Raw genomic sequence first — 22,398 nt, 5'->3', positions numbered from 1 at the left:
CAGAAGGTGGTTCGAGCCGCGAGCATAGTCCACCATCGGGCTGACCGGCGGTTTTCAGTCTGCGTCGAATATGGCAAGACGGCGCCGCAGCTCCAGGTTCTCGCCGTGCGCCGCCTCCAGAGCCTTCCGCAGCCGCGTGATCTCCTCGCGGTGCGCCTGCTGTAGCTGTGAAAGGCGCGTGCTGAGAGCACGCACGGCAGCTGAGGTCGACGGCAGCGGTTCCGTGTCGGCGTGACGCGTTCGGGGAACCTGGCCATGTTTGACGCGGTTGCGTTCGATCAGACTGCGGAGTTCGGGGTGCCGGTACAGGAAGTCGGTACTCACGCCTGCCGTACGAGCCAGGGCCGTGAAGCTGACCGCCTGGCCGGTCTTGACCATCTGGGCGAGGGCGGTTCTAGCCCGCGTGTCCGCCTCCGCAGTGCGCGCTTTCGCGGCCTGGTGGAGATGGTCTGGCAATGGGGTCATGGCTTGGGTTCCTGACTATGGGCAACGGACGGCTCCGCCCGATCGGGTGTGCCGGCCCCGCGGACAGCGCGAACTGTTCCGCTTTCCAGAACGCCCACGCGATCGAGGGCGACAAGGACCTTGGAGATGGCCCGTGTCTCGGCGAGGCGTCCGCCGAGCCAGACATTGTCCTCGCCCATAGGCTGTCCGTGTCGCGAGGTGAATTGAGCCTGTCGCCGGGCGATCAGGGCTTCGGTCTGCTCGAGCTGATGCTTGAGCTCGTCCTGGTGGCTAGCGTCCGTGACGAACTTGTCGCAGGTCAGGCAGGCGTTTCCCTTTGAACAAACCTGTTTGGGCGGCAGCATGCACCATCCGTTGGGCAGTACCCGGTCAGCTCGCTGGTCCAGGTGCAAGAGGTCGTAGAGATCGCTCGGGTCGAGGTTTGCGGTCCTACCGTCGGAGGTCACCTTCTTGTAGCGCAGGAACTCGCGCTCGGCTGTGACCGCGAGGGTCTTGGCGTAGTGCATGGTCATGGCCGGTGTCAGGTGACCGAGGTAGCGCATCACCACGTGGATCGGCACGCCGGCGTTGATCAGGTCGGTCGCCCGGGTGTGCCGGAAGGTATGGGTCTTGGAAATCTGGACCGGGCGTCCGACGCTGTCGCTGATGGCGAGTGTCCGGGTCAGGTCGCCAAGACGGTGGTGAAAGGTCGCTGCCGCGTACGGTCTCAGGCCGAGCCGGTTGCTGCGGGTCTGCAGGAACAGGTAGCGCGGGTTCGTGCCCTCCGGTGCGCCTCGGGCAGTGACGAAATCACGGGCCCACTGCTGCTGGATCCGGATGATGTCAACGATCTCCTGGTCCACGGGGATCGTCGGCGGGGCACCGCCTTCGATTTTCGTCTGTTGGTAGGAGAGGCGGGCGACGAAGCCGTCCGCCTCGCGTCCGTCCTTACCCTTCACCGGCAAGAGCGGCAGGAGCGGCTCGAAGTCCATCATCAGGATCTCGTTCATCCGCCGGCCGGTACGGATCAGCAGCATGAGGGCGTGAAACGCCTGCCTGTCGTCCATTCCTCCTTCGGCTTTGGTAGCGGCCAGCATGCCTGAGCCCGCTGCGATCTGACTGATGGCCTCATCCTCAAGGGCCATGTCGTCCGGGAGCTGATTGGTCAGCCGCGGCTTGTCGTCCAGCCGGAACAGAACCGTGTGGTGCAGCCCCAGCCGGCCCCAGCGCGGCTCCCTGAGAACCTTGACTGCCTCAGCGCGGTTGTCGTGCATCCAGCGGTAGAACTGCTCCATGGTCACCAACGGGCCACGGCGGCTGTTCTTCGCGAGCCTGCTCCCCTTGTTCGGTCCGGTGAGAGCGGTGTGACTGTTGAGCGCGTCGACCAGACCGAGCAACCACGGCCGCAGCTCCTCCGGCGAGTCGACGATCTGCGGGCCGACACAGCCTGCCTGCTCGATGTACCAGTGCAGCCAGTTCAAGTGGTCAAGGCGACTCTTCACCGACGACCACACGTACCGCTCGGTAGAGAGCTGGACGGACAGCCACCACTTGGCGGCCTCACGGAACCAGTCTGTCGTCAGCTGACTGAAGTTGACCACGCGGCGACCCTCCGGCTCGTGCTCCCGCTGCGGGATACGCCGGTCCAGGCTTGGGTTCCACAGGTTCAGCCGCCACCACTCGCCATCGTGGTAGGCGTAGGCCAGGCGATCCTGAAGGTGTTTGACGCTGTGAAGAACGACGGTCGGAAGATGGGCGTTGGCAGACGGCGTGGTGCGCATTACCGCAAGCCGCACTTCTCGCTCCCATTCCTCGTGGGACAGCGCGGTCAGAGACCGTGCCCTTCGCGCCGCCGGCCCGCCGTGTTCAACGGCCAGAACCAATCCTCGTCGCAGCTCTTGGAAACGGGCAGGGTTGATGCTGTACCCGTCCGCTACCTGGCGATCGATGCACCACGCCAGCTCGAACAGCATCGGATCGGGGAGGCCTCGGAGGCTGACTGCCTGAGTTGACCAGCCGCGCTCGCGGTTGCTGCTCAGGGTGGTGAACGCCTGGCGATAGTCGGCGGGCATGTTCGTGGAGTCAAAGTGGTCCTGCCGGTGCCCCTCGGAAAGGCTGTCCCACAACTGCTGGGCGCGCTCTTCGCTGAAGAGCTCGGCAATCGGCAGGCGAGGATCGCGCTTGTCCTGACGATTGCGGACGCGAGTGCGTGGTGATGGGAGAGCCGGATCCGGACCGACGTTAAACGGCGCCGGGTCAATGTTCATCCCAGCTACCCCAAGCCTTCGTGATCTTCTTCCAGTCGGTGCAAGACCGGAGTTCCGCGTCGTCGGTCACATGGGCGTAGGTGTTGATGGTCGTCTGGATATCTGCATGTCCGAGCCTGCGGCTTACCACGTGCTCAGGGATTCCGGCCAGCAGCAGGGCCGTCGCATGGGTGTGCCGGTACCAATGCGGGGTCATGTCCGCAGGAAGGCCGAGGCGCCGCTTCATTACCCCAAGATGCTTGTAGACAGTCTCCGGGCGGAGCGGTGCAAATTGGGAACCGCGGTGGAGGTTGCAGAAGATGTAGGCGCTGTCCCAGTCGTTCAGTGCGACGTCCGCGCCCGCCTCGCACAGGGCCCAAACCCAGTCGCCGTAGAGCCGGTCCAACTCAGACCCGATGAAGACACGGCGGTAACCGCTCTTCGCCCGCAACCCGTGTGGATGGTCCTCGCGGTGGACGATCTCGACCTGGGCGGTCGTCCCGGTACCCGGCTTCCAGTCCCGGTGCTGCAGCCCGAGAGCCTCACCGAGCCGCAGGCCTGTCTCCTCCAGCAACGTCCACAGCAGGCGATATCGGAGCTCGCCCAACCACTTCGCATCCACGCCATCCCATGAAGCCTCCGCCTGCCGAAGCGCCGACATCTGCCCCGGGAGCAGGACCGGCACCGGCTTCGCCTGGACCCCGATCCGCACGGCACTCGATCGCCACCCGTGCTTGCGCGCCACATGCTCAAGGAACGGCAGGTAGTTGCCCGGTCGGGAACGCACCGTCTCGTAAAGTCGGTCTGCCACCTCCACGCCTCGGGCTGCGTGGTAGCGGTAGAAGCCCATGACGGAACGAACCCGGCTGGCCACCGTCGAATCAGGAGCCCGGTCCGGGGGGCGGAGCTGGACGATGTCCTCCGCGACACTCCTACGACGAAGCTGCCCCACGAACGTCCCGAGGTCGGCCGCACCGACCTCGTCCCAAGCCTGATCGCGGCCTTCGAGGAACGACCACCACAGGGCAAGCCCCCTTGCGTAGCTCTTGACCGTATTCGGCGAAGACTCAGTGGACCGCAGGTACTCAAGATACTGCTCGACCGGGCCCACGACGGCGAAGTCTCCCGCCAACACCGTCCAGGTCGGCCCCTCCACGGTGGCTACCCGCTGTGTAGTCGCCAAGCCGTTCTCCCGCCACGTCGTCGCTGTCAGCGGCACGATCTGCTGCACTGGATAACGCACCTCCCACAGCGAGGAAACGGGCCATCCCGGGCTGTCGCAGATGTCGACGGCAGCGTCGCTGAGGTACGGATAACACTTCGTCCCGCTCGCAGAAGTCTTCGACTCCGAGCAGACACCGTGGACTGCGGCACGGCGGGAGGCGTACGCGAACGACCAGAACAGCCCGGACACCCTCATCGCGGTCTCCGCCGCCTCCAACCGCTCCAAGGCCGACAAGGATCCGGCGGAGTGGCTGCCGACGGACGCCTCCTACCACTGCACCTACGCCGCGATCTGGGTCGGCACGAAGCTGCGCTGGGACCTGGCCGTGGACGAGGCCGAGCGCCAGGCCCTCCTCGGCCTCGCGGAGGACTGCCCCGACACCACCGTCGTCTACGAGCCCGCAGCCTGACCCCGATTCGGTACAGCCACCTCATCGCGCGGGGGTGTTCACGGATTCGGCTTTCCCAAAGTCCAGGTCCGGGTCGCAGCTCCTGTTCCGGGTGAGCGTCTGCTGGAGTCCGCTGCAGGTCATGGTGGAGCGGTCGGGGATGCCTGCCGTGGTGCAATCTGACCATGCCCGCTTCCACGGCCTCCCGTCGCGCGTACCGTGGGGGTGACGACCTGCCGGGAGGAACAGCCGATGAGCGCCCAGCCCGCCCACCACGCACCCGTCAACCCGTACGCGCCCGCGCCGGGCGCTCCTGCCGAACTGCTCGCGCAACTGCGCGCCGACCGCCGCGCGGACCGATGGGTGCCGGCGTTCGAGCAGGAGTGGGCCACGGCGCTGGAGGAGTCACGCCGCACGTTCTCCCTCGCCGCGCTGTACGAAGTCCTCCAGGTCTGGCAGGCGCGCGTGGCGTCCGCCCCGGCGGTCGACGTGTTCCTTGCCTCGGGCCGTGATGAGACCGGGTTCGTGGACCTGGAGGAGCTCCGGGGCAGGCGCCGGTGAGTGCTCAGCCGTACGCGGTCCGGCTGTCGCCGCCGGCCGCGAAGGTGCTCGCCAACCTGCCCGAGCACGCGGAAGAGACGGTGTGGGACCTGCTGGACGCCGCTGCGACGGACCCGTGGGGTTTCCGTCAATGGGGCGCCGGTGACCCCGAAGGCGAAGACGTCCGTATTGCGTCTGCCGGCCAACTGTCCATCGTCTACTTCGCGAACCGGGCCCTTCGGCACCTGTCCGTCCTGGACATCGTCTGGCTCGGTTAGCCACTCGTGGCAACGCTCCGGCCCGCCCCGGTGACGCTGTCGCTCTGGCAGGGCGTGGCGCTGGCCGATCTTTACTCGTGCCTGCACGGACACCGTGACGAACTGTTCGAGCTGACGGACGCCCTGTTGTGTGCGGACGGGCCGGTGAGGACACCGGTGGATCTGAGTCTGCTGGCTGAGCACCGCCGCGGGCATGGCGCGTTGTACGCATCCTTGAATGACGGCCGGATCGACGCCAGACGGCTGCGGAGAACGCTTGCCGCGCTGTCACAGCCGCAGGCCGCTGACGGCCGGCTCGTCCTGGCAGTGGACGTGAGCAACTGGCTCCGGCCGACGCCGAGTGCAGCCCGGTGCGGCTGTTCTGCCACACCTTCGGCCGCGGCCGGGACCAGCACCTGATGATCCCCGGCTGGCCGTACTCTTTCGTCGCTGCCCTTGAATCAGGCCGCACCTCCTGGTGCCAGCTGCTGGACGCCGTGCGACTCGGCCCAGAGGACGACGTCGCCGAGGTCACCTCCGCCCAGGTCCGCCGTGTCGTCGAGGACCTGATCGCCGGCGGACGGTGGCGCGAGGGCGATCCGGACATCCTGGTCGTCTTCGACGCCGGCTACGACGCCCCGCGCATGGCCTACATGCTTGACGCGCTGCCCGTCGAAGTCCTGGGGCGGATGCGCTCGGACCGCGTCATGCGCCGGCCGACGCCCTCGCTCAAGGAGTACGCCGAGGCCTATCCCCGGGGCGGGCGGTATCCGAAGCACGGCAAGGAGTTCCGCTTCGCCAGGCCCGAGACCTGGGGCGAGCCGGACACGGCGACCGTCCAGGGCACCGACCGCTATGGCACCGCACAAGCGATGGCCTGGGACCGTCTCCACCCCAGGCTCACCACCCGTTCCGCCTGGATCGACCACGACGGCGAACTCCCGATCATCGAAGGGACGCTGATCCGCCTGGAGGTCGACCGCCTGCCCGGTGGCGGAGATCCGCTGCCCCTGTGGCTGTGGTCCCCGCCACCGGCCTGACCGGCGCCGACGTCGATCTGCGCTGGCAGGCGTTCCTGCGACGCCCGCCGAGGGTGCGCAGCCGGGATGCCGGGCGGACGCCGTAGCCGCCGCCCTGGGCGTGGTAGCTGGGGGATGAGTCGAGTGCGGCGCGGGCCCCTCACCCGCGCGGAACGGGTGAGCGCCCTACTCGCCGGCGGATCGGCCAGCCTGGGCAGCATCGTGACTGGCCTCTTCGTCTGGCGCGGGCCACGGGGAGGCTGCCGGGGCTGGCCACGTCGGCTAACGGATATCTCAGAACGCCAGCGCCTGGCGGGCGACGTACGGCACGGTTTGACTATGACGACGCTGCCGTTCGTGCTCACCACCTCAGGTAAGTGGGTTCAGCTGGAATGCGACCCACTTGCCCCCTTTCGACACCTCGACGACTGGGACGAGGAAGTCAAAAACGCGGGCTACGACAGGTGGGGCGGCCTTGGTCGCCGTGACGACAATCCTCTGTGGCTGGAGATCTACCGTCTGCGCACCGATAAGGAAGGCAGTGCACCCTGCTTCCTCGTCGTCCTGTCGAATAGCGGCTACTACGAAGTGCTGTACGCCGAGAGCGCGCCTGCGCTGATGGAGCTCCAGTCCCGATGGGCGCCAGCGATTCAGGCGGCTGCCGTGGCCGACCTTCTCGGACGGCTCGACGACAGCAGTTCGAAACACGGATTTGCCGGACTGGTGCGGAAGGCATTGACGTAGCGCTCACTCAATGCTGACGGCCGGCGGCCGACCACAGGCGCGGCTGGTCGAGCTGCGGCTGGAAGCTGGTTGAGTTCTATGCCAAGCCGCTCAGCGCCTCGGAGATCTTCAGCGCCTACTGCACGGATGCGGCGACGGGTGAGGTGATCGCTCCGGAGTGGGGTGTGGAGTACGTGGCTGCGCCTCGCCTGAGGGTCTGATCTGCGGCTCTGGGGTGCGGGCGGAACGGCCCGCACCCGGATGGGTAGGGCCGGGTCCCTGCGGGTGGACGTCGCTACCCCGGCCTACTCTTTGTCGCCGGGCTCCTGCCACAAGTCGCGGACGGCCTCTGTGATCTGCTCATTCATCTCGCGGGACGCTGCGCTGTCGTTGAGGGCGCAGCGGAGCGCCTCCTCGACCGGCGACAGGTCCGGGCCATGCTGCGCCATGAGGCGGGCCATGGTGACCCGCATCGCCGGAGTGTTCATCAGCGACGCAATGTGGTCCGCGCCCAAGCGCGTCAGGCGCTCCTCCGTCGTCAGGGGGAGCGCCGGCACGTTGGGGACGTCCTCCTCCGAGATCGGTCCCGGCCGCCGGAAGTCGAGGACCGTCATGGTTTGGTCCGCCGCCGTGCTCAGCAGGGCCCGCGTCTCCCAGGCATACCCCCGCTCATACACCTCGCCACGGATCATCAGGTCGTCCCTGAGTAGCCACCGCACCCAGGCCGTGAAGTAGTGGTGGCCGCCGACCTCGTGGCCGCTCACCTCCAGCACCTTGTCCAGTGCCACCGCTGTCGGGGACCAGTTGCTGGTGGCCCTGTGGGTCCTCCGCGCATCACCGTTGGCGGCCGAGGGCATCGGCGTGCCGCTAACCACCCGGTAGCGCCTAGAGGCGTTCCTCGTCGCGGCCAGGACCGTGGCGTGACTCTCCTCGGTGTCCAGCAGCTCCCGCACGTCGTCGGCAGTCGCCTCCACCTTCGTGGCGAACTTGGTGACGACGTCGTCAAGCGACGTGAACAGATGGAACCGGTTCTCCATGCCAGCGATGTCCCGCTGCATCTCCGGATGGAACTGGCCGTCCTTGGACATGTCCGAGTCGTTGCTGACGAAGTAGACCGTCTCGTCCTCGTGTGCCGCCGCGTACTCGACCGCCGTCAGCCAGATCGCGGCATCCCGGGACCCGGTCTTGTGGTCGCCGACCGTCTTGCACGGGGCAATCTGGTTCGTCTCCCGGAACAGGGCCTGCTGGTAGGCCGTGTGGGACGTCTCCAGAACCTCCGTGATCGAGGAGTACCGCTGCCGCCAGTGCCTCCGCACGTGCTCCGCCGACCACGGCTTGGGGTGGTGGACGTGCTCCCACGGGGTGGCTTTCCGGAGGTCGTCCAACGCCTCCATGGCCGCCTCGTGCTTCTCCGCGTAGGACAGGGCCTGCTGAGCGGCGATCTCCTCCACGGCGATCCGCGGCGTGGCCACGCGCTCCACATTCTGCGGCCCGGATGGCGCGGAGGACGTCCGCGACAGGACCCCGCAGCGAGGTCCCCTTAACGATGTTCGCGTCCAGGATGATCAATGTGGGGCGCTCCGTCTTCCTCGGCTCCAAGGCGTACAGGGCCACCCTCTCAACTTCTGATCACCGGGGCAGGGGGAATTCCGGCACCAGCGGCTAACCCAGGGTTGTCCCGTAAATGATCTCCTGCTCGCCTCGGGCACGGTTGGCCGCTGTGCAGCCCGCCATGGATGAGCCGTGTGGCGTTCCGGCGCTGCGCTCCGTCCTGGCTGGCCGTGCCCGCATGGCCCGGCCGACCGGCGGCCCGCCGGGGCCCGGCTCCGTAGCTGGGCCGTGGCCGGGCCGGGCCGCGTTCCGCCTGGGCCCGGCCGGCGGGCTCGTCCGGGTCCGTTCCGGGCGCGTCCCGTCCGCGGGGCCGGGCCGCCCGGCGTCCGCCGTCGGCCTGCGCGCCCGTCCCGGGCCGCGCCCCGCCCCCGCCCTTGTCGCGCCCGGGGCCCCGGCCTTGAAGGCGTCGGTTTGAGCTGCGAGTCAGCGTGGGGTCGCCCAGCCAGTCCTGGACGGCTTCTTCCGCCCGTCAGGCCTTCTCGACCGGCTTTGCGGCGAGCCGCCGTACGGTGCGCTTGATCGAGCCAAGCTCTTTCAGTACCTGATCCATCGCGGAGTCCATCACCATGATCGGGTCATCGGCGGACCAGAAGCGCACTGTCTGAGCCACCTGATGCTCCCAGAACCCAGCATCCTCGGCGGCTTCGAAGCCGAGCTGTGACGCAAGTTCGGCAAAGCCGTTCCCGGGCCGACCGGTTGCCTTGCGAATGACAAGCGCCGACAGCAGAGGCCGACCGTGCTGGTGCTCATAGACGCTGATGTGGCCGAGCTTCGGGTAGAGCCCACGCATCTGCCCCTGCGACGTGTAGGGGTCTAGACCATGTGGGTCAATTCGTTGCGCGAATTCCTTGTAGCCGATGCAGGCAGAAAGGGGGTCGACTGGGTCGCCGGCCTTCGCAAGGGAGCGCAGAAGACGGTGCATGTCGCGTTCGATGGGTGTGAGTGAGAGCACGCGAGCTCCTCGTAGAGAGGACCCGTAGGTCCGAGTGTCCGTGGACGCAACGCCCGTGGGCGTGGTCTGACGGTAGCTCACCTGGGTCCGGCCCCGCTACGCCCTGCTTCCTGCCGTCGGTTGGGACAGGGGGCTGGTTGCGCTTGCGCTGGCCCTTGCGTACGCGGGGGCGCCCGGCCTGAGGCTGAGGTTGAAAGGGTGGGGTGACAGGGCTACGGAGGCTCCAGTCCGAGTCCGGTCTCGGCTATGAAGCCGTTGAGGATCTCGGGTCGGCGTTGGATGCCGCGTAGGCGGTTCTTCACGAGTGGGGTGAGGTCGTCGATCGTGCGGGGTGCGAGGTTGGCGAGTGACTTCTTCAGGTGGGCCCATACGCCTTCGACGGGGTTGAGGTCGGGTGCGTAGGGCGGGAGCTTGACGATGGTCAGCCAGTCGCTGTTGCGGTCGCAGAACTCCCGCAAGGGCTTGGCGTGATGGGTGCTGGCGTTGTCCCACACCACGATCAGCGGGGCACCGCCGAGCTGCCGGTGGGCGGAGGTCAGCAGGTCCGCGAACTCGCGGGCCCGGAAACCCTTCTTCTCGCCCGCACGACCCCGGTACGTCTGGGTCCGGTAGATCAGCCTGCTTTCATGACCCGGTCTGACGCAGATCATCCCGGCCATCAGGACCCGGCCCGAACCTTTCCCGGTCACTTTGATCAGCGGAGTCCGGCCACGCCGCGACCAGGTCCGGCCCTTACCGGGCTTCAGGTCCTGCCCGGCCTCGTCCTCGAAGACTATCCACCCCCCCAGGAGCTGGGCCGCCCTCTTACCCGTGACCACTGCTCCGTCCGCCACCGCGCTACGGCCTGTTCGTCGCGCTCGACCGCCCGGGGCGCGGGGACCTGCGGGGACCAGCCCAGCCGGTGCAGCAGATACGACACCCCGCGCGGGGTGTACCGGTGCCCGAACAGGCGGTGGATCAGCTCCGCGACCCTCGCCAGGGTCCACCGCTGGTCCTCGCTCCAGCCGTGCGCCGCCGGTCCGGCCTCCAGCGCGACCTGCAACCGCTCGGCCTGAACATCGTCCAGCCGGCAGGGAAAGCCGCCCGGCCCCTTGGAGGCCAGGGCCGCGCTGCCGCCCTCGCGCCAGGCGGCGTGCCAGGCGTACGCCGACTTCCGCGACACCCGTAACCTGCGGGGCCACCTCCGGCGGCCGCACCCCCTGCCCGAACATCTCCGCGGCATCGAAACGCACCGCTTCACGTTTCACCCGCCCCACAGCGGTCAGACCGCCGCCATCCGCGTACCTCATGACGAGGATGTAGCACCGTCAACGCCCGCTGTCACCCCACCCTTTCAACCTCAAGCGTCAGCATGCAGGAAGCTCCGCTGAAGTGACCTTCAGCGGAGCTTCCCGTTTAAACTCGAAATTCGCCAAACCGCGACACTTTGAACTTTCCTAAGCGTCGGCGAGTACGGCCTTGATTTCGTCAACCTGTCGAGTGATAGCGGCGCGATCGCTATCATTCTTCCATCCCGATAGCAGGAAGGAATTATCCCCCTCAGCAACCTCACGCAAAGCCATGAGGGCTACGCCACGCAGTTGACTCTGAGGTTGAATTCCCCGGATTGCATCCAGGAAATTCTCGTCATCCATCCATGCGTAATTGCGCGATTCGTTGCCCAGCGCCGCAACGATTGCTACGGCTGCAATTACCTCTTCCGGAAGGAATTCCCGATTGATGAGTGATGCGTCTGCTGCGACCTTCCCTAGGAGATCTGCCACGGGGGTCAATCGCCCCTCAGCAGGCAAGGCTCTCACCTGGTCGATGAAGTCTTGTGCGGTGTCACTCTCCAGAACACCGAAACCCCATGTCCCCATGTCGCTACCTCCAGTTCTGTTGGCCACCGAGACCGGTGACATCGAATTCAGGATCTCGTCGGTTGACGAGAGAAACCCCACGACTCTTCAAGCCCTCCATCACCGTCTGCTCCACTCTTCTAGCAATTACGGACTTGACACCTACAGGGAGAGGCATCCAGGTCACGTTGCAGATGTCTGCGCATGAATAACCAGCAGTGCCCACAGCGTGGGACGGCTTCGTTGCAGCCATTACGCGATCCTGAATATTCGAGGTCGACATTCCGACATACTTCTCTCCACCCTTCAGGTGGATGGTGTAAACCCCTGGCGTGTTCGGAACATTGAAATCCTTGACCGGATTACAATTGTGGACGAGGACTGGAGTGGCGCCCGCCAGCACATAGTACGTGTGGATCTCGTCGATGGTCAGGTCGTGGGTGCGCTGGCGTTTGGTGTAGCGGTTGAGGGCAACGATCTCTACGTGGTTGCCTGCGCTGGTGCGGAGCCTGGTGCCGACCTGGAGGTCGCCGGCTTCGATCCATTCGTTGAGTTCTGGGATCCAGAAGGGGTGGGTGTCTGTGGCGATGATGCTGGACGGGCCATCCTCCGTGGCGACGGTGAGCTCGGTGAAGTCCTTGTCGTCTTCGGTCTGAATGGTGTCGACGACAGTCTTGGTGTAGCTCTCGCCCGTTTCCGGGTCTGTAGTGAGAACGACATCCCCGGCTTCGATGTCCTCGATTTTCTTGCTGGAGCCGTCTGCCAGGAGAACTTCGGTGCCCGGGAGGAAGGAATGGCAGAATCCAATGGGAGCCTTGGCTTCGGAGGTGGCACCTCCGAGTAGGAGGCCGGCGGCCATCGCGAGGCCTTCGCCGTCTTCATACGCCGGGTCCGTCGTATCGACTCCGGCTATCCCCATCAGCCCGTCGTATATGTCTGCCGCGTCGATCCCGAGTTGAGTCGGGATGACGGTGTTGAAGCTAGAGGCGGCATGTCGCCCCGCACCGGCGAACGTTGTCCAGTTCAGCTTCAAACTGCGTGCCTTGAGGGGGGTCCATCCGCCGGATTTGAAGGTATCGCGCTTGTAGGAGCGCTTGCCTCTTGCTTCTTCGGTCCACGAGCTCCATTTCCAGTCGTTGCCCGTGTACTGGTAGGACTCGTGGTAGTCGACTGTCGCACCGCTTTTGGAGTCGCTCGGTACGCAGCGGCTTGTGTTGCCGCCACACAGTCCGTCAGGGCGGAGGCCGGTGGGGTCTGAGTTGGTGAGTGGGTTTCCGTAGGAGTAGGTGTAGCCGTTCATCTGGAGTGGGTCGGTGACGTCGATGATGGGGTCGACGGAGATGAAGCGGCCGGTGGTGGGTTCGTATTCGCGGGCGCCGATGTGGGTGAGGGCGGTGGTGTTGTCGTCTGTGCCGGTGCCGAGGAAGGTGTGGTTTCCGGGCCAGTCGGAGGGCTGGGTGCCGCGGGGGTTGCCGTAGGGGTCGGTTTTCCGGCGCGTGATTTTCTGGCCGGGGGCTTGTTCGATGCTGGTGGTGGCGGTGTTGTGGTGGTCGCTGATCAGGGTCGACAGGCTGTGGCCTGTGGTTTTGCCGTTGGTGCGGCGGATGGTGGTGGGGCTGCCGGGGCTGGCGTAGTAGCGGACGGCGTCGATGGCCTGGCCGGCCAGGTTGACGGTGACTTCGGTTCCGCCGAGGTGGAGGGTGCGGGAGCTGCCGGTTTCTTCTATGACGCGGTTGCCGGCGGCGTCGTAGAGGTAGGAGGTGGCGTTGCTGAAGTTCCACTGCTGGGCAGGGGTCCCGCGGCATTCGAAGATGTCGAGGTCGTTGCCGTCCGTGGCGTTGTCGTTGGGGACGGTGACGCAGCCGTTGGTGCCGGTGTAGAGGGCCTTGTCGCTGGTCCGGTAGGTGAACTTCTGTGTGGTCCTGCCGTCACAGGGGTAGAGGCGGGCCTTGCCGCCGTCGGCGGTGAGGCATTTGCCGAGCGCCTGGACGGTCTCGCCCGTGATGCGCCACTGCTGGGGCTTGGTCTCGTTGCAGGTCAGCAGTTGGACGGGGGTGGCGTCGGTGGTTTGGCCGTCTTGGACGTCGAGGCATTTGCCGGTGAGGCCGGTGACGGCGACGGAGCCGATGCCGGGGCTGGTGGCGGACTGGAGTTTGTTGCGGCGGTCCCAGTTCAGGGTCTGGGTGTCGCCGTTGATGGTGCGGGTTTTGGTGTTGCCGGCCGCGTCGTAGGTGTAGGTGGACAGGGAGTCGACGGTGGAGCCCGCGGTTTTGGTGGTCTTGGTGACCTGGTGCAGGGCGTGGGGCTGCTTCCTGACGACCGGCTGGGCGCCGCCCGCGAGGGGCACGCCGTACTCGTAGTTGGTGACGTCGTCGTATGCGGCGCTGGTCAGGTCGTGGTCGGTGAGTTTGGTGCGGTTGCCGATCGCGTCGAACTGGTAGTCCTGCCAGTAGGCGTCACCCGCGGTGCCGGAGCCGACCTCGGTGAGGGCGGGGCCGCCTGTGCCGGTCGGGCAGCCTGCGGTTTTGCCGGTCCAGGCCCGGGTGAGCTGGCCGAGGGTGTCGTAGGTGAAGCACTGGCGGTCGACGCGGGGGGCGGGCTGGGCGTCGGTACCGGGCTGGGTTTCGGTGATGGAGGTCGGGTTGCCGACCGTGTCGTAGGTGTAGGTGACGGCGGAGATGAGGCTGGTGGGGTCCGAGGCGGGGGTGGTGAGGGTCTCGCGGTGGCTGGCGGCTTCGGTGACCCGGCCGGTGTGGGGGTCGTGGGTGTTTGTGGTCCACACGCGATGGGGTGCGCTGCCGGTGGCGGTGCGCAGGACTTCGCCGAAGGGGCTGTAGATGGTGTCGGCGGTGTACCAGGACAGGCCTGACATGGTCTGCACCATGCCGTCGGCGTCGTAGCGGGTGATCAGCTTTTCGGCGGCCAGACCGCCGGTCGTTGCCGGGAGGGTCGTCGACTGGACCTTGCCGGTGGGCGTGTAAGTGGTGCTGTAGGCGTAGGTGCCTGCCAGGCCCTTGGTGCTGGGCAGGTCCGGGATCGTGATCTTCGATCCGGTGGGCCGGTACTCGCTGTCGTAGCCGGTGACCTCGCTCGTGTACGAGCCGGTGCCCCAGGTGCGGGTGGAGGCGACGGGCTGGCCCTTGGCGCCGGTCAGGGTGTCGTACGTCCAGGACGCGACGAGGGGGCCGGTGGCGGAGTTGTCGCGCAGTTCCGTCTTGCGGCCGAGGGCGTCGTACTTCGTGTACTGGGCGAGGCCGTAGGTGTTTGTCGCCGATTCCTGCTGGTCGAGGGTGTTGTAGGTGAACGTCGCGGTGCCCATGTCGGGGTCGGTGGATGAGGTCATCCGCCCCCGGGCGTCGTAGCTGTACGTCCAGTTGTTGCCGGCCGGGTCGGTGACCTTGGCGAGCTGTCCGCGTACGTCGTAGCTGTAGCTCGTCTTGTTCGACGTGATGTTCTGATTCGTGGGGTCGAGGTTGGTGGTGGTGTAGTGCTCGACCTCCTTGGTGCGGTTGAGGGCGTCGGTGGTGGTCAGGACCGCGCGGCTGCCGGGCAGCGGGGTCGTCCCGGTGGGGGACATGGCGCTGCGGGTCCGGGTCCAGTCACCGCCGTACTGGGTGATGGCGGAGTGCTGGGGGATGCCCTTTTGGAGGGCGGTGGTGCGGACCGGGCGGCCGAGGCCGTCGTAGGCGATCTGGGTGGAGTTGTGCACCTCGGTCATCGACACAGGGACGAAAAGGGAGGTGGTGAGCTTGTCGTCGGCGAGGTAGCCGTTGTTGGTCTGGCTGACGGTGCCGTTCGCGGAGTGCAGGGTGTCGGTGACGATGAGTGCGCCGCCCGGGCCTTCGGTCTTCGTCTGGCGGGGCCGCAGCAGACCGTCGTAGATCGCGATTGACGTGGCGTAGGTGCCGTCGTCCTTCAGTGTGCGGGAGGTGACGGCCGGAGTCTTGAGCTCGACGGTCTGGTAGTCGAACGTGTAGGCGGCCTTGTCGGTGGCCGGATTCTGTGACGGGGTCCAGACCTTGGTGCTGCGGCCGAGCTCGTCGTAGGCCGTGGTGACCTTGCGGTCGTTGGCGTCGGTCGCCTCCAGCACGCTGCCTCGGGCGGGGTCGACCTTGGTCGTCACCGTGTGCCCCAGCGCGTTCGTCGCGGTGACGGTGAACGCCGGCCCGGTGGCCGGGCTGAAGGCTATGGCCGAGGGGTTGCCGACGGCGTCGTAGGTCTTGACCGGCCGCCCCAGCGGGTCGTATTCGGTGCGCCCGGAGGTCGTCCAGCCGGTGCCCGCGGCGTCGAGGCTGTCGACCTGGTAGGGGAGGCCCTTGACGGGGGCCGTACCGAAGGCGTTCACGGCGTCGAACGACGTACGTCCGGCGGAGAGGACTGTCCCGGTGGAGGTGGCGGCGTCAGTGCAGTCCCCGACCGTCTCGCGGACTTCCGCGGTCAGGCCGATCAGGTTCTTGTCGGTGTTGTGGACGTAGGTGGGTTTGGTGCAGGACTGTTCGACGGTGGTCCAGCCGGTGCCCTTGTTCTCCAGGACCTCGGTTTGCGTGGTCTTGGTCAGGCCATAGAGGGTCTCGTAGGTGTTGCGGGTCCGCATCATCCGGGACTTGCCGCCGCTGACGGTCCGGATCTCCTCGGTGTGGTCGATTCCCTGCCGGTAGGCCTCCAGGGCGGTGGTGTCGGTCCGGGGGCGGGTCGCGGTCGGTGTGCCCTGATCCCAGGGCCAGGTCAGGACGCGGGTCTCGACGCTGCCGCCGGCCTTGGTGTAGGTGATGGTCTCGGCGGTCTGGCCCTGGAACCGGTCCTTGTCCTCACCGAGGTCTTCGGTTCCGGTGGAGTCCTTGACCGTGATCTTCGCCGCGGTGGTGGACAGGCCGCGGAAGTAGCGGGTGCGGCTCTGGGACTGCTCGGTCGCGTCCGGCTTGCCCGCGTTCGCGGTCTCACCCTTCGTGGTGACGACGCTGGCGTAGCCGCGCCACTGACTGTAGGTGCGCAGTTCGGGCTTGGTGAACTCGTCGTCCTCCTTGGCCCAGGCGGCGCCGCCTTCGTAGGTGTAGCTGGTGGTGACGTCGGGCCGCTGCGCTACGCGGTCCTTTTCGACCACGCTGTCCACGACGTACTTGTTGAACACTTCCAGCGGTGGGGTCTTCAGGTCGCCGTCGGGGGACCAGTGGACGGGGAAGCAGCGGCTGGTGTTCTTCGCCGGATCGGCAACGGTGGTGCCGATCGCGCAGGGTGCGGAGTAGTTGACGTGGATCTCGCCGCCGGTCTCGGTGAGGATCGATGCCACGCGCAGCCGGTCGAAGTCCGGCGTCGCGTCCGGCTTCCCGTCCTTGGGGGCCCTGGCGACACGGTTGGGCATGTCGACTGCGTTGGCCTTGAAGGAGACGGCCGGCAGCGCAACGCCGTTGGTGCTGTCCTTGGGTCCGTAGCCGGTGCGGGTGATGGACTCCAGCCACAGCGGGGGGCTGGTGTCGGTGCGCTGGTGCGGAAGCGACTGCTTCAGTGCCCACTGGTCGACCTTGGTGAGGGCCGTGGAGCCTTCCGTGCGCTGCCCGTAGGTGGTGACGCTGTCCAGGCGCATGCGCGACCAGAAGGTCGGCGCCGAGACGTAGCAGTTCGCCGCGTTCATCTTGCAGTTCAGGGAGCTGGGGGTGTCCCACCAGCCGATGGCGTTCTTGGTGCCGAACTGGGCGTCATCGCAGTTGGTGTCTTTGTCTTTGAAGCACCGCTGCTCTGTCTTGAACTCGACGCGGCCTGCGGGGGCGCCGGCGAGGTTGTCGGCGCGCAGGCCGTAGAGGATGCGGACCGGGTAGCCGCCGCGGGTGTATCCGACCTTGGCGGCGTCCTTCTCCTCGTACTTCTCGTTCTTGGCGTAGCGGTTCTCTTCCTTCTTCCAGTCGATGACCATGGCGTTGCCGTGGACGTCTTCGACATAGTCGAGGTTCCAGCGCCAGGCCTGGGTGCAGGAGGAGTTCGCGTAGGCCGTCTGGTAGCAGGGCTCGCCGGGGTGGTTGCCGAAGACCGGGACGGTGAAGACGGAGTCGGTGACGTTCTGCGGCGAGGTGCCGTCTCCGTGGGTACCGACGTTGTGGCGCCCGTAGTGGTAGCGCGTGCCGTCGCGGGTGGTGACGACCCAGTACTCGCCGTCCTTCGCGCCGTTGGATCCGCCCGTCTTCAGCTCGACCCTGGAGCCGTCATCGGACGCCGGAATCCACTTCCCGCTCGCGGCGTCGTGGACGAGTTCGGTTGTTGTGCCTCCGAGGGAGAGGACCACGTTGTCGCCGTTGCCGGCCCAGCAGAGGTCGCCCTTCTTCTTGTTCGTGTCGTTGTCGTTGTTCGGCTTGCTGGGGGTGGGCTTCAGGTCTTCAGAGCAGGTGCGGTAGCGGCGCTCGATGAAGCCCGGGTTGTAGTCCCAGCCGTCACCGACCCACGACGCCTGCCCGTTGGTCACGGACGTCTTGCCGTCGACCGCCTGGGACGAGTACGAGAACGCGATAGACGGTGTGGGACCTGCCGGAGCCGGCGGCACCGCCAACGGGTAGGTCCAGGAGAACACGCCCCCGCTGCCGCCCGCGGTCCACTTTCCAGAGGAGGACAGAGACGTGGCCTTGTAGGTGCCGCCCGCGCCTGACCCTCCGTCCGAGGCGGCCAGCACCACAGGGCCGGCGCCGCCGGTCATCGTGTGCATGCCCTGGACGGTCGCGGCAGCCGGGTCGAGGGTCGCGATGACCTTCTTGTCCGCGGGAAGGTTGGAGCTCGGGATGTCCTTGGAGACGGAACACTCCGGCAGAGCCGGAGTGTCAATGAAGCAGGCGGGGAACTGCCGCAGCTTCAGGCGGGAGGCCCACTCGGTGCCGTACAGGTCTTCGAACTTCGTGTAGTCCAGTGCGATGTCGACCGGATTCACCGCGTCAGCAGGCGGCGTGATCTTGATGAGGGCGCCGTCGATGCTGGCGGCCTCGGTCGCCGTACGGCCTTCGACGGCCGCCGACCACGTCCCCGACGGAGCGGTACCGGTCCCCGTGGTCTTACCGATGCTGACGGGGAGCGCACCGACCTGCGTGAACTCGACACCGTCGGCAGGCGCCAGCGTGACACTGGCAGAACCCGCCGCCGGCGGCGCCACCGCGCTCGCCTCATACCTGGCAAGCGGCGTCAGCCCCTCACCGTTCCATCCGTCGAGCTGAGCGGTGGCGACCTGGTCGGGCTCTGCCTTCAGGCCTTTCTGGAGGCTTGGCAGGGTGACGCCGCTGCGGTCGCCCGGTGGCGCTGCCCAGGCCTGGGCGGGTAGGAGAGATGCAACGAGCATCACGGAGAGTGTGATGCCGGTGCGCCCGGCGAGGCGCGCGCGTTTCGCGCGTGCCTTTCTGTTTCCGGGCAGGCGGAAATTCGCCGAGAACGGCGACATGTGGACCCCCCACGCTCTGCCGCCGCGGCCGAGGGCCCACGGCCGGCAGGAAACTGACAATTAGCCAGCTGATTCTGCGGCCGAAGCGCCGGAAAACCTACGGTTCCGATATTCGGTGTGGTCTTTATCACTTTACCCACTGCATACGATGGGGCAATCGGCGCAAAATGGTCGTATTGGCTGGTCGGTGGGTTGATGCGGGGAGTGAAGATGTCGGTGGGAGGGCTCATGCTCAGCTCGCACCTCGTGTGTGCGAAAGGCAGGCGGGGAGTGGGCCTTTCACATATTTCCGGCCGTAGGCCGAATCATTCTTTTGGTGAGTTCCGAGGGCTGCCGAAGTGTGTGCCCGAGGGGGGAGAAGTACACCTGTGTCTGACAGTGAACCGGTGGATGAGAGTCCGCCAACCATGGCCCCGGAAAAGACAGTTGCCGCCCCCGCGCCCCGCTGGTACCGGCGCCGCAGGACTATGGGAGGGATTGCCGCACTCCTGGCAGTAGCGGTCGCCCTGCCCGTCGGCGTGCACATCGCGGGGAACAAGAAGCCGCAGGCCAGCCAGGCCGAGGAAGCGCCGGTCGCGGAACCGGAAGCGCGGCGTCTGGCCGCTGAGTCCGGCAAGGAGGTCGAGGTCACCGCGGCCCGCGGCGCCAACACCACCACCTGGGCGCGGCCTGACGGGACATACCGCAAACAGGTCTTCAGCTCGGCTGTCCGCGCCCAGGTGGGCGGGCGGTGGAAGCCGATCGACACCACCCTTGAGCGCGTCGAGGGCGGATTCGCTGCGAAGGCAGTCAACGGACGGGTCGTCTTCTCCGCCGGATCCAAGCAGGCAGCCGGCGGCGAGCAGCGTTCCTCGCGCTCCGTCACCCGGGTGGCCCTGCGGCAGGACACGCCTGGTGAGGTGTGGACCGAGCTGGTGCGGCTGAACACCGACGGCCACGACATCACCGTCTCCTGGCCCGGAACCCTGCCGCAGCCGGTCATCGACGGCCCCCGCGCCCTCTACGAGAACGTCCGGCCCGGCATCGACCTGGTGATGACCGCCCAGGACGGCGGCTACTCCCACCTCCTGGTCGTCAAGGACAGACAAGCCGCCGCCGACCCGCTCCTCGGACAGCTGAAGTACCGCCTCGCCTCACCCGACCTGGCCTTCCGCCTGGACGCGGAATCCGGCGCGGTCAGCGCCCGCAACTCCCAGGACGAGGAAGTCGCGGGCTCTCCGACGCCGATGATGTGGGACTCCAGCGGGAAGGTCGCCACCACCGACAACGAGCCGGCCTGGAAGCCCACCGACCTTGCGGCCCAGCATCCCACCCTCGGCTTCGCCGGCCTGGCCGGTGCGGAGGGCGCGCGCCTGAAGCCCGCCAAGGCGGCCCTTGGGGAGAACACCCTCTCCATCACCCCGGACACCACACTGCTGAACGCCCCGGAGACGGCGTATCCGGTGTTCATCGACCCCTCGTTCAAGGGACACAAGCACTCCTGGTCCTTGCTCTACAAGACGGAGGGCAATTCCAGCTTCTACAACGGGCAGAACTACAACGCGAGCGGCACGGACGAAGCCCGCGTGGGGTACGAGTCCACGACCGGCGGCACCTCCCGGTCCATCTTCAACTTCTATTTCGGCAGCGAGCTCCACGGCGCCGGCATCATCTCCGCCAGCGTCCGGGCCCTGCAGACGTACTCCTGGTCGTGCAGCCAGAAGGCGATGGACATCTACTCCACCCCCTTCGTCACCTCCTCCAGTACGTGGAACAACACGAACAACGCGACGTGGTGGAACCGGAGGGTCGCCACCGAGTACGCCGGCTACGGCTACAACAGCTCCTGCCCGGACAACTGGATCGCCCCCGACATCAAGGGCCTGGTCACCGACGCCGCGAACAGCGGCTGGGGCGCCCTGTCGCTCGGGTTCGCCGCCCCGAACGAGTCGGACTCGTACTACTGGAAGAAGTTCATCGCCAACGGCGAGACCGCCCCGTACATCGAGATCCTCTTCAACCACCCGCCCGACACCCCGACGGCGGCGAACCTGCAGACCTTTCCCGGCGGCCCGTGCCTGACCACCAGCCCGGGCACCGGCATCGGCAAGACGAACGTGATCTTCCAGGCCAAGGCCAGCGACCGCGACGGCCTTGAAACCCTCGAAGCGGTCCAGATCGAGATCTGGGACTCCGAGACCGGAGCCCAGAAATACAACGCGTGGCTGGAGCCCAACAGCGACGGCGTCGTCACCCACGAAGTGCCGTTTGGTGATTTCACTGACGGCAAGAAGTACCACTGGCTCTCCCGTGCCCGGGACAGGAACGGGGCGGTCTCGGGCAGCGGACCGAACGATTCCGGGGGCGGCGGCTGGTGCACTTTCACCGTCAGCCACTCGGTCCCGCAAAGCCCGGCCGTCTCCTCCGCCGACTTCCCGAAACCTGGCGAGTACTTCTCCGAGTGGAGCGCGAAGCCGGCCAGCACACCCCACCAGGTGATCAGGGTCAGCGGCAACGGTGCCAAGGCCGAGGACATCCGCGAGTACCAGTGGAGCCTGAACCGGCCGCTCTTCGACAAGAAGGAGGTGCCGTCCCCCACCAGCGGTGAGGCCGAGATCCACCTCCAGGTCGACACAGCCGGCCCCAACATCCTGTACGTCCGCACGGTCAACAAGTACGGCAACATCTCCCCGCAGACCACCTACCAGTTCCTCGTCACCCCCAAGGCCGGCCAGGACAAGCCCGGCGACGCCAACGGCGACGGCCACCCCGACCTCTTCGCCATCGACAAGGACGGAAACCTCCGCTCCTACGCTGGCGACGCCGCCGGAGACACCGACGTCTCCATACCCGGCGCCATCCTGGACGGCATGCCCGCCACCGGCCACTGGAAGACCGGCCCCAACGGCAAGCCCGCACTCATCGGCCACTCCACCGACTGGTTCCCCGGCGACGGACTGACCGACCTCATCGCCCGCATGCCCGACGGAAAGCTGTACGTCTACCCGGGCATCGGCACCGGCCAGTTCGACGTCGGCCGCCGCATGGAAATCCTGCTACCCGCCGGCGCACCCGATCCGGCGACCTTCCGGCAGATCGTCGTCACCGAGGACATCGACGGCGACGGCTTCGCCGACATGTTCGCCATCGCCGACGACGTGCTGTGGTCCTTCTCCGGCTACACCGGCTCCAGCTTCACCTCCTACAAGAAGGTGGCCACCACGGTCTGGGCCGACCGCGACGTCATCGGCGTCCGCGACATCTCCGGAGACAAGGTCCCCGACCTCCTCTTCCGCGACAACGCCAACCCCAACCGCGGAATCGCCCTCCGCAAGGGCAAGCCCGGCGCGAACGGCGGAGTCGACCTCGTCTCCCTCAAGGACGCCGCCAGCGCGGCCGGCGGCGTGGACTACACCTACGCCACCACCGGCTGGGGCCGCACCACCATCCCCATGATCCTCGGCACACCCGACGCCACCGGCGACGGCATCCCCGACATCTGGGCCGTGGACACCCTCGGCAACCAATGGCTCTACCAAGGCGGCACCGCCACCCTCGGCGCCGCATCCGGCAGGGACGAGGACGACTGGAACACCTTCCTCACCATCGGCTAGAGACCCACACCCACCATGGCGGGGGGCCGGCGGGGGCCCCCCCCCCCCCGGCCCCCCCCCCGCCGGGGGGGGGGGCGCCCCCCCCCCCCCCCCCCCCCCCCCCCCCCCCCCCCCCCGGCCCCCCCGCCCCCCCCCCCCCCCCCCCCCCCCCCCG

13 protein-coding genes and 2 pseudogenes are annotated in these 22,398 nt (G+C 67.1%); 6 read left to right on the top strand and 9 right to left on the bottom strand.

Going from position 1 to position 22,398, the window contains the following annotated elements; all coding sequences use genetic code 11:
* Window positions 1-54: 54 nt before the first annotated feature.
* From ACGFYQ_RS38070 to ACGFYQ_RS38060, 3 genes are read right to left on the bottom strand one after another with little or no spacing between them, the layout of a single operon-like run.
* Window positions 55-465 (bottom strand): DUF6262 family protein, encoded by a 411-nt coding sequence (locus ACGFYQ_RS38070; RefSeq protein ID WP_393751296.1) that lies wholly within the window; start codon window positions 463-465, stop codon window positions 55-57.
* Window positions 462-2,711, bottom strand: coding sequence for a tyrosine-type recombinase/integrase (locus ACGFYQ_RS38065; protein WP_393751294.1), 2,250 nt, complete (start codon window positions 2,709-2,711; stop codon window positions 462-464). The genes ACGFYQ_RS38070 and ACGFYQ_RS38065 overlap by 4 nt, the downstream gene beginning before the upstream one ends.
* Entirely contained in the window at window positions 2,701-3,921 is a 1,221-nt protein-coding gene (locus ACGFYQ_RS38060) for a tyrosine-type recombinase/integrase (RefSeq protein ID WP_393751292.1), read from the bottom strand. Before ACGFYQ_RS38060 ends, ACGFYQ_RS38065 begins: the two co-directional genes overlap by 11 nt.
* Window positions 3,922-4,006: 85 nt before the next feature.
* Here ACGFYQ_RS38060 and ACGFYQ_RS38055 point away from each other — a divergent pair.
* The 5 genes and pseudogenes from ACGFYQ_RS38055 to ACGFYQ_RS38035 form a co-directional block, all read left to right on the top strand.
* Window positions 4,007-4,324: pseudogene (locus ACGFYQ_RS38055) on the top strand (HNH endonuclease family protein); the annotation flags it as partial.
* 231 nt (window positions 4,325-4,555) lie between these two features.
* The gene (locus ACGFYQ_RS38050; RefSeq protein WP_393751290.1) at window positions 4,556-4,864 is read left to right on the top strand and encodes a DUF6247 family protein; all 309 of its coding nucleotides are present in this window, start codon (window positions 4,556-4,558) and stop codon (window positions 4,862-4,864) included.
* Window positions 4,861-5,121: a hypothetical protein gene (locus ACGFYQ_RS38045; RefSeq protein WP_393751288.1), complete on the top strand. Its 261-nt coding sequence runs from the start codon at window positions 4,861-4,863 to the stop codon at window positions 5,119-5,121. Before ACGFYQ_RS38050 ends, ACGFYQ_RS38045 begins: the two co-directional genes overlap by 4 nt.
* 30 nt (window positions 5,122-5,151) lie before the next feature.
* Window positions 5,152-6,184, top strand: a pseudogene (locus ACGFYQ_RS38040) (transposase); the annotation flags it as partial.
* Between the two features lie 274 nt (window positions 6,185-6,458).
* Window positions 6,459-6,863, top strand: coding sequence for a hypothetical protein (locus ACGFYQ_RS38035; RefSeq protein WP_393751286.1), 405 nt, complete (start codon window positions 6,459-6,461; stop codon window positions 6,861-6,863).
* 284 nt (window positions 6,864-7,147) lie between these two features.
* On the opposite strand, the gene ACGFYQ_RS38030 is transcribed toward ACGFYQ_RS38035, so the two are convergent.
* The 6 genes from ACGFYQ_RS38030 to ACGFYQ_RS38005 form a co-directional block, all read right to left on the bottom strand.
* Complete coding sequence (locus ACGFYQ_RS38030; protein WP_393751284.1) at window positions 7,148-8,314, bottom strand: PIN domain-containing protein; 1,167 nt, start codon at window positions 8,312-8,314, stop codon at window positions 7,148-7,150.
* Between the two features lie 608 nt (window positions 8,315-8,922).
* Window positions 8,923-9,405: a hypothetical protein gene (locus tag ACGFYQ_RS38025; protein ID WP_393751282.1), complete on the bottom strand. Its 483-nt coding sequence runs from the start codon at window positions 9,403-9,405 to the stop codon at window positions 8,923-8,925.
* Between the two features lie 212 nt (window positions 9,406-9,617).
* Complete coding sequence (locus ACGFYQ_RS38020) at window positions 9,618-10,151, bottom strand: transposase (RefSeq protein WP_393751356.1); 534 nt, start codon at window positions 10,149-10,151, stop codon at window positions 9,618-9,620.
* 26 nt (window positions 10,152-10,177) lie between these two features.
* Window positions 10,178-10,567 carry a winged helix-turn-helix domain-containing protein gene (locus ACGFYQ_RS38015; protein WP_393751280.1) on the bottom strand — a complete coding sequence of 130 codons (390 nt, stop codon included), beginning with the start codon at window positions 10,565-10,567 and terminating at the stop codon, window positions 10,178-10,180.
* Window positions 10,568-10,841: 274 nt separating this feature from the next.
* Window positions 10,842-11,264 carry a DUF4259 domain-containing protein gene (locus ACGFYQ_RS38010; RefSeq protein WP_393751278.1) on the bottom strand — a complete coding sequence of 141 codons (423 nt, stop codon included), beginning with the start codon at window positions 11,262-11,264 and terminating at the stop codon, window positions 10,842-10,844.
* A gap of 4 nt (window positions 11,265-11,268) precedes the next feature.
* Window positions 11,269-18,552: a ricin-type beta-trefoil lectin domain protein gene (locus tag ACGFYQ_RS38005; RefSeq protein WP_393751276.1), complete on the bottom strand. Its 7,284-nt coding sequence runs from the start codon at window positions 18,550-18,552 to the stop codon at window positions 11,269-11,271.
* 566 nt (window positions 18,553-19,118) lie between these two features.
* Between ACGFYQ_RS38005 and ACGFYQ_RS38000 the strand changes: the two genes are divergently transcribed.
* The gene (locus ACGFYQ_RS38000) at window positions 19,119-22,244 is read left to right on the top strand and encodes a DNRLRE domain-containing protein (protein ID WP_393751274.1); all 3,126 of its coding nucleotides are present in this window, start codon (window positions 19,119-19,121) and stop codon (window positions 22,242-22,244) included.
* The last annotated feature ends 154 nt before the right edge of the window (window positions 22,245-22,398 follow it).

This window comes from Streptomyces sp. NPDC048258 (assembly GCF_043201995.1).
Lineage (GTDB): Bacteria > Actinomycetota > Actinomycetes > Streptomycetales > Streptomycetaceae > Streptomyces.
The sequence above is the reverse complement of the archived record's forward strand: the minus strand, read 5'-3'. Positions and strand labels throughout refer to the sequence as shown.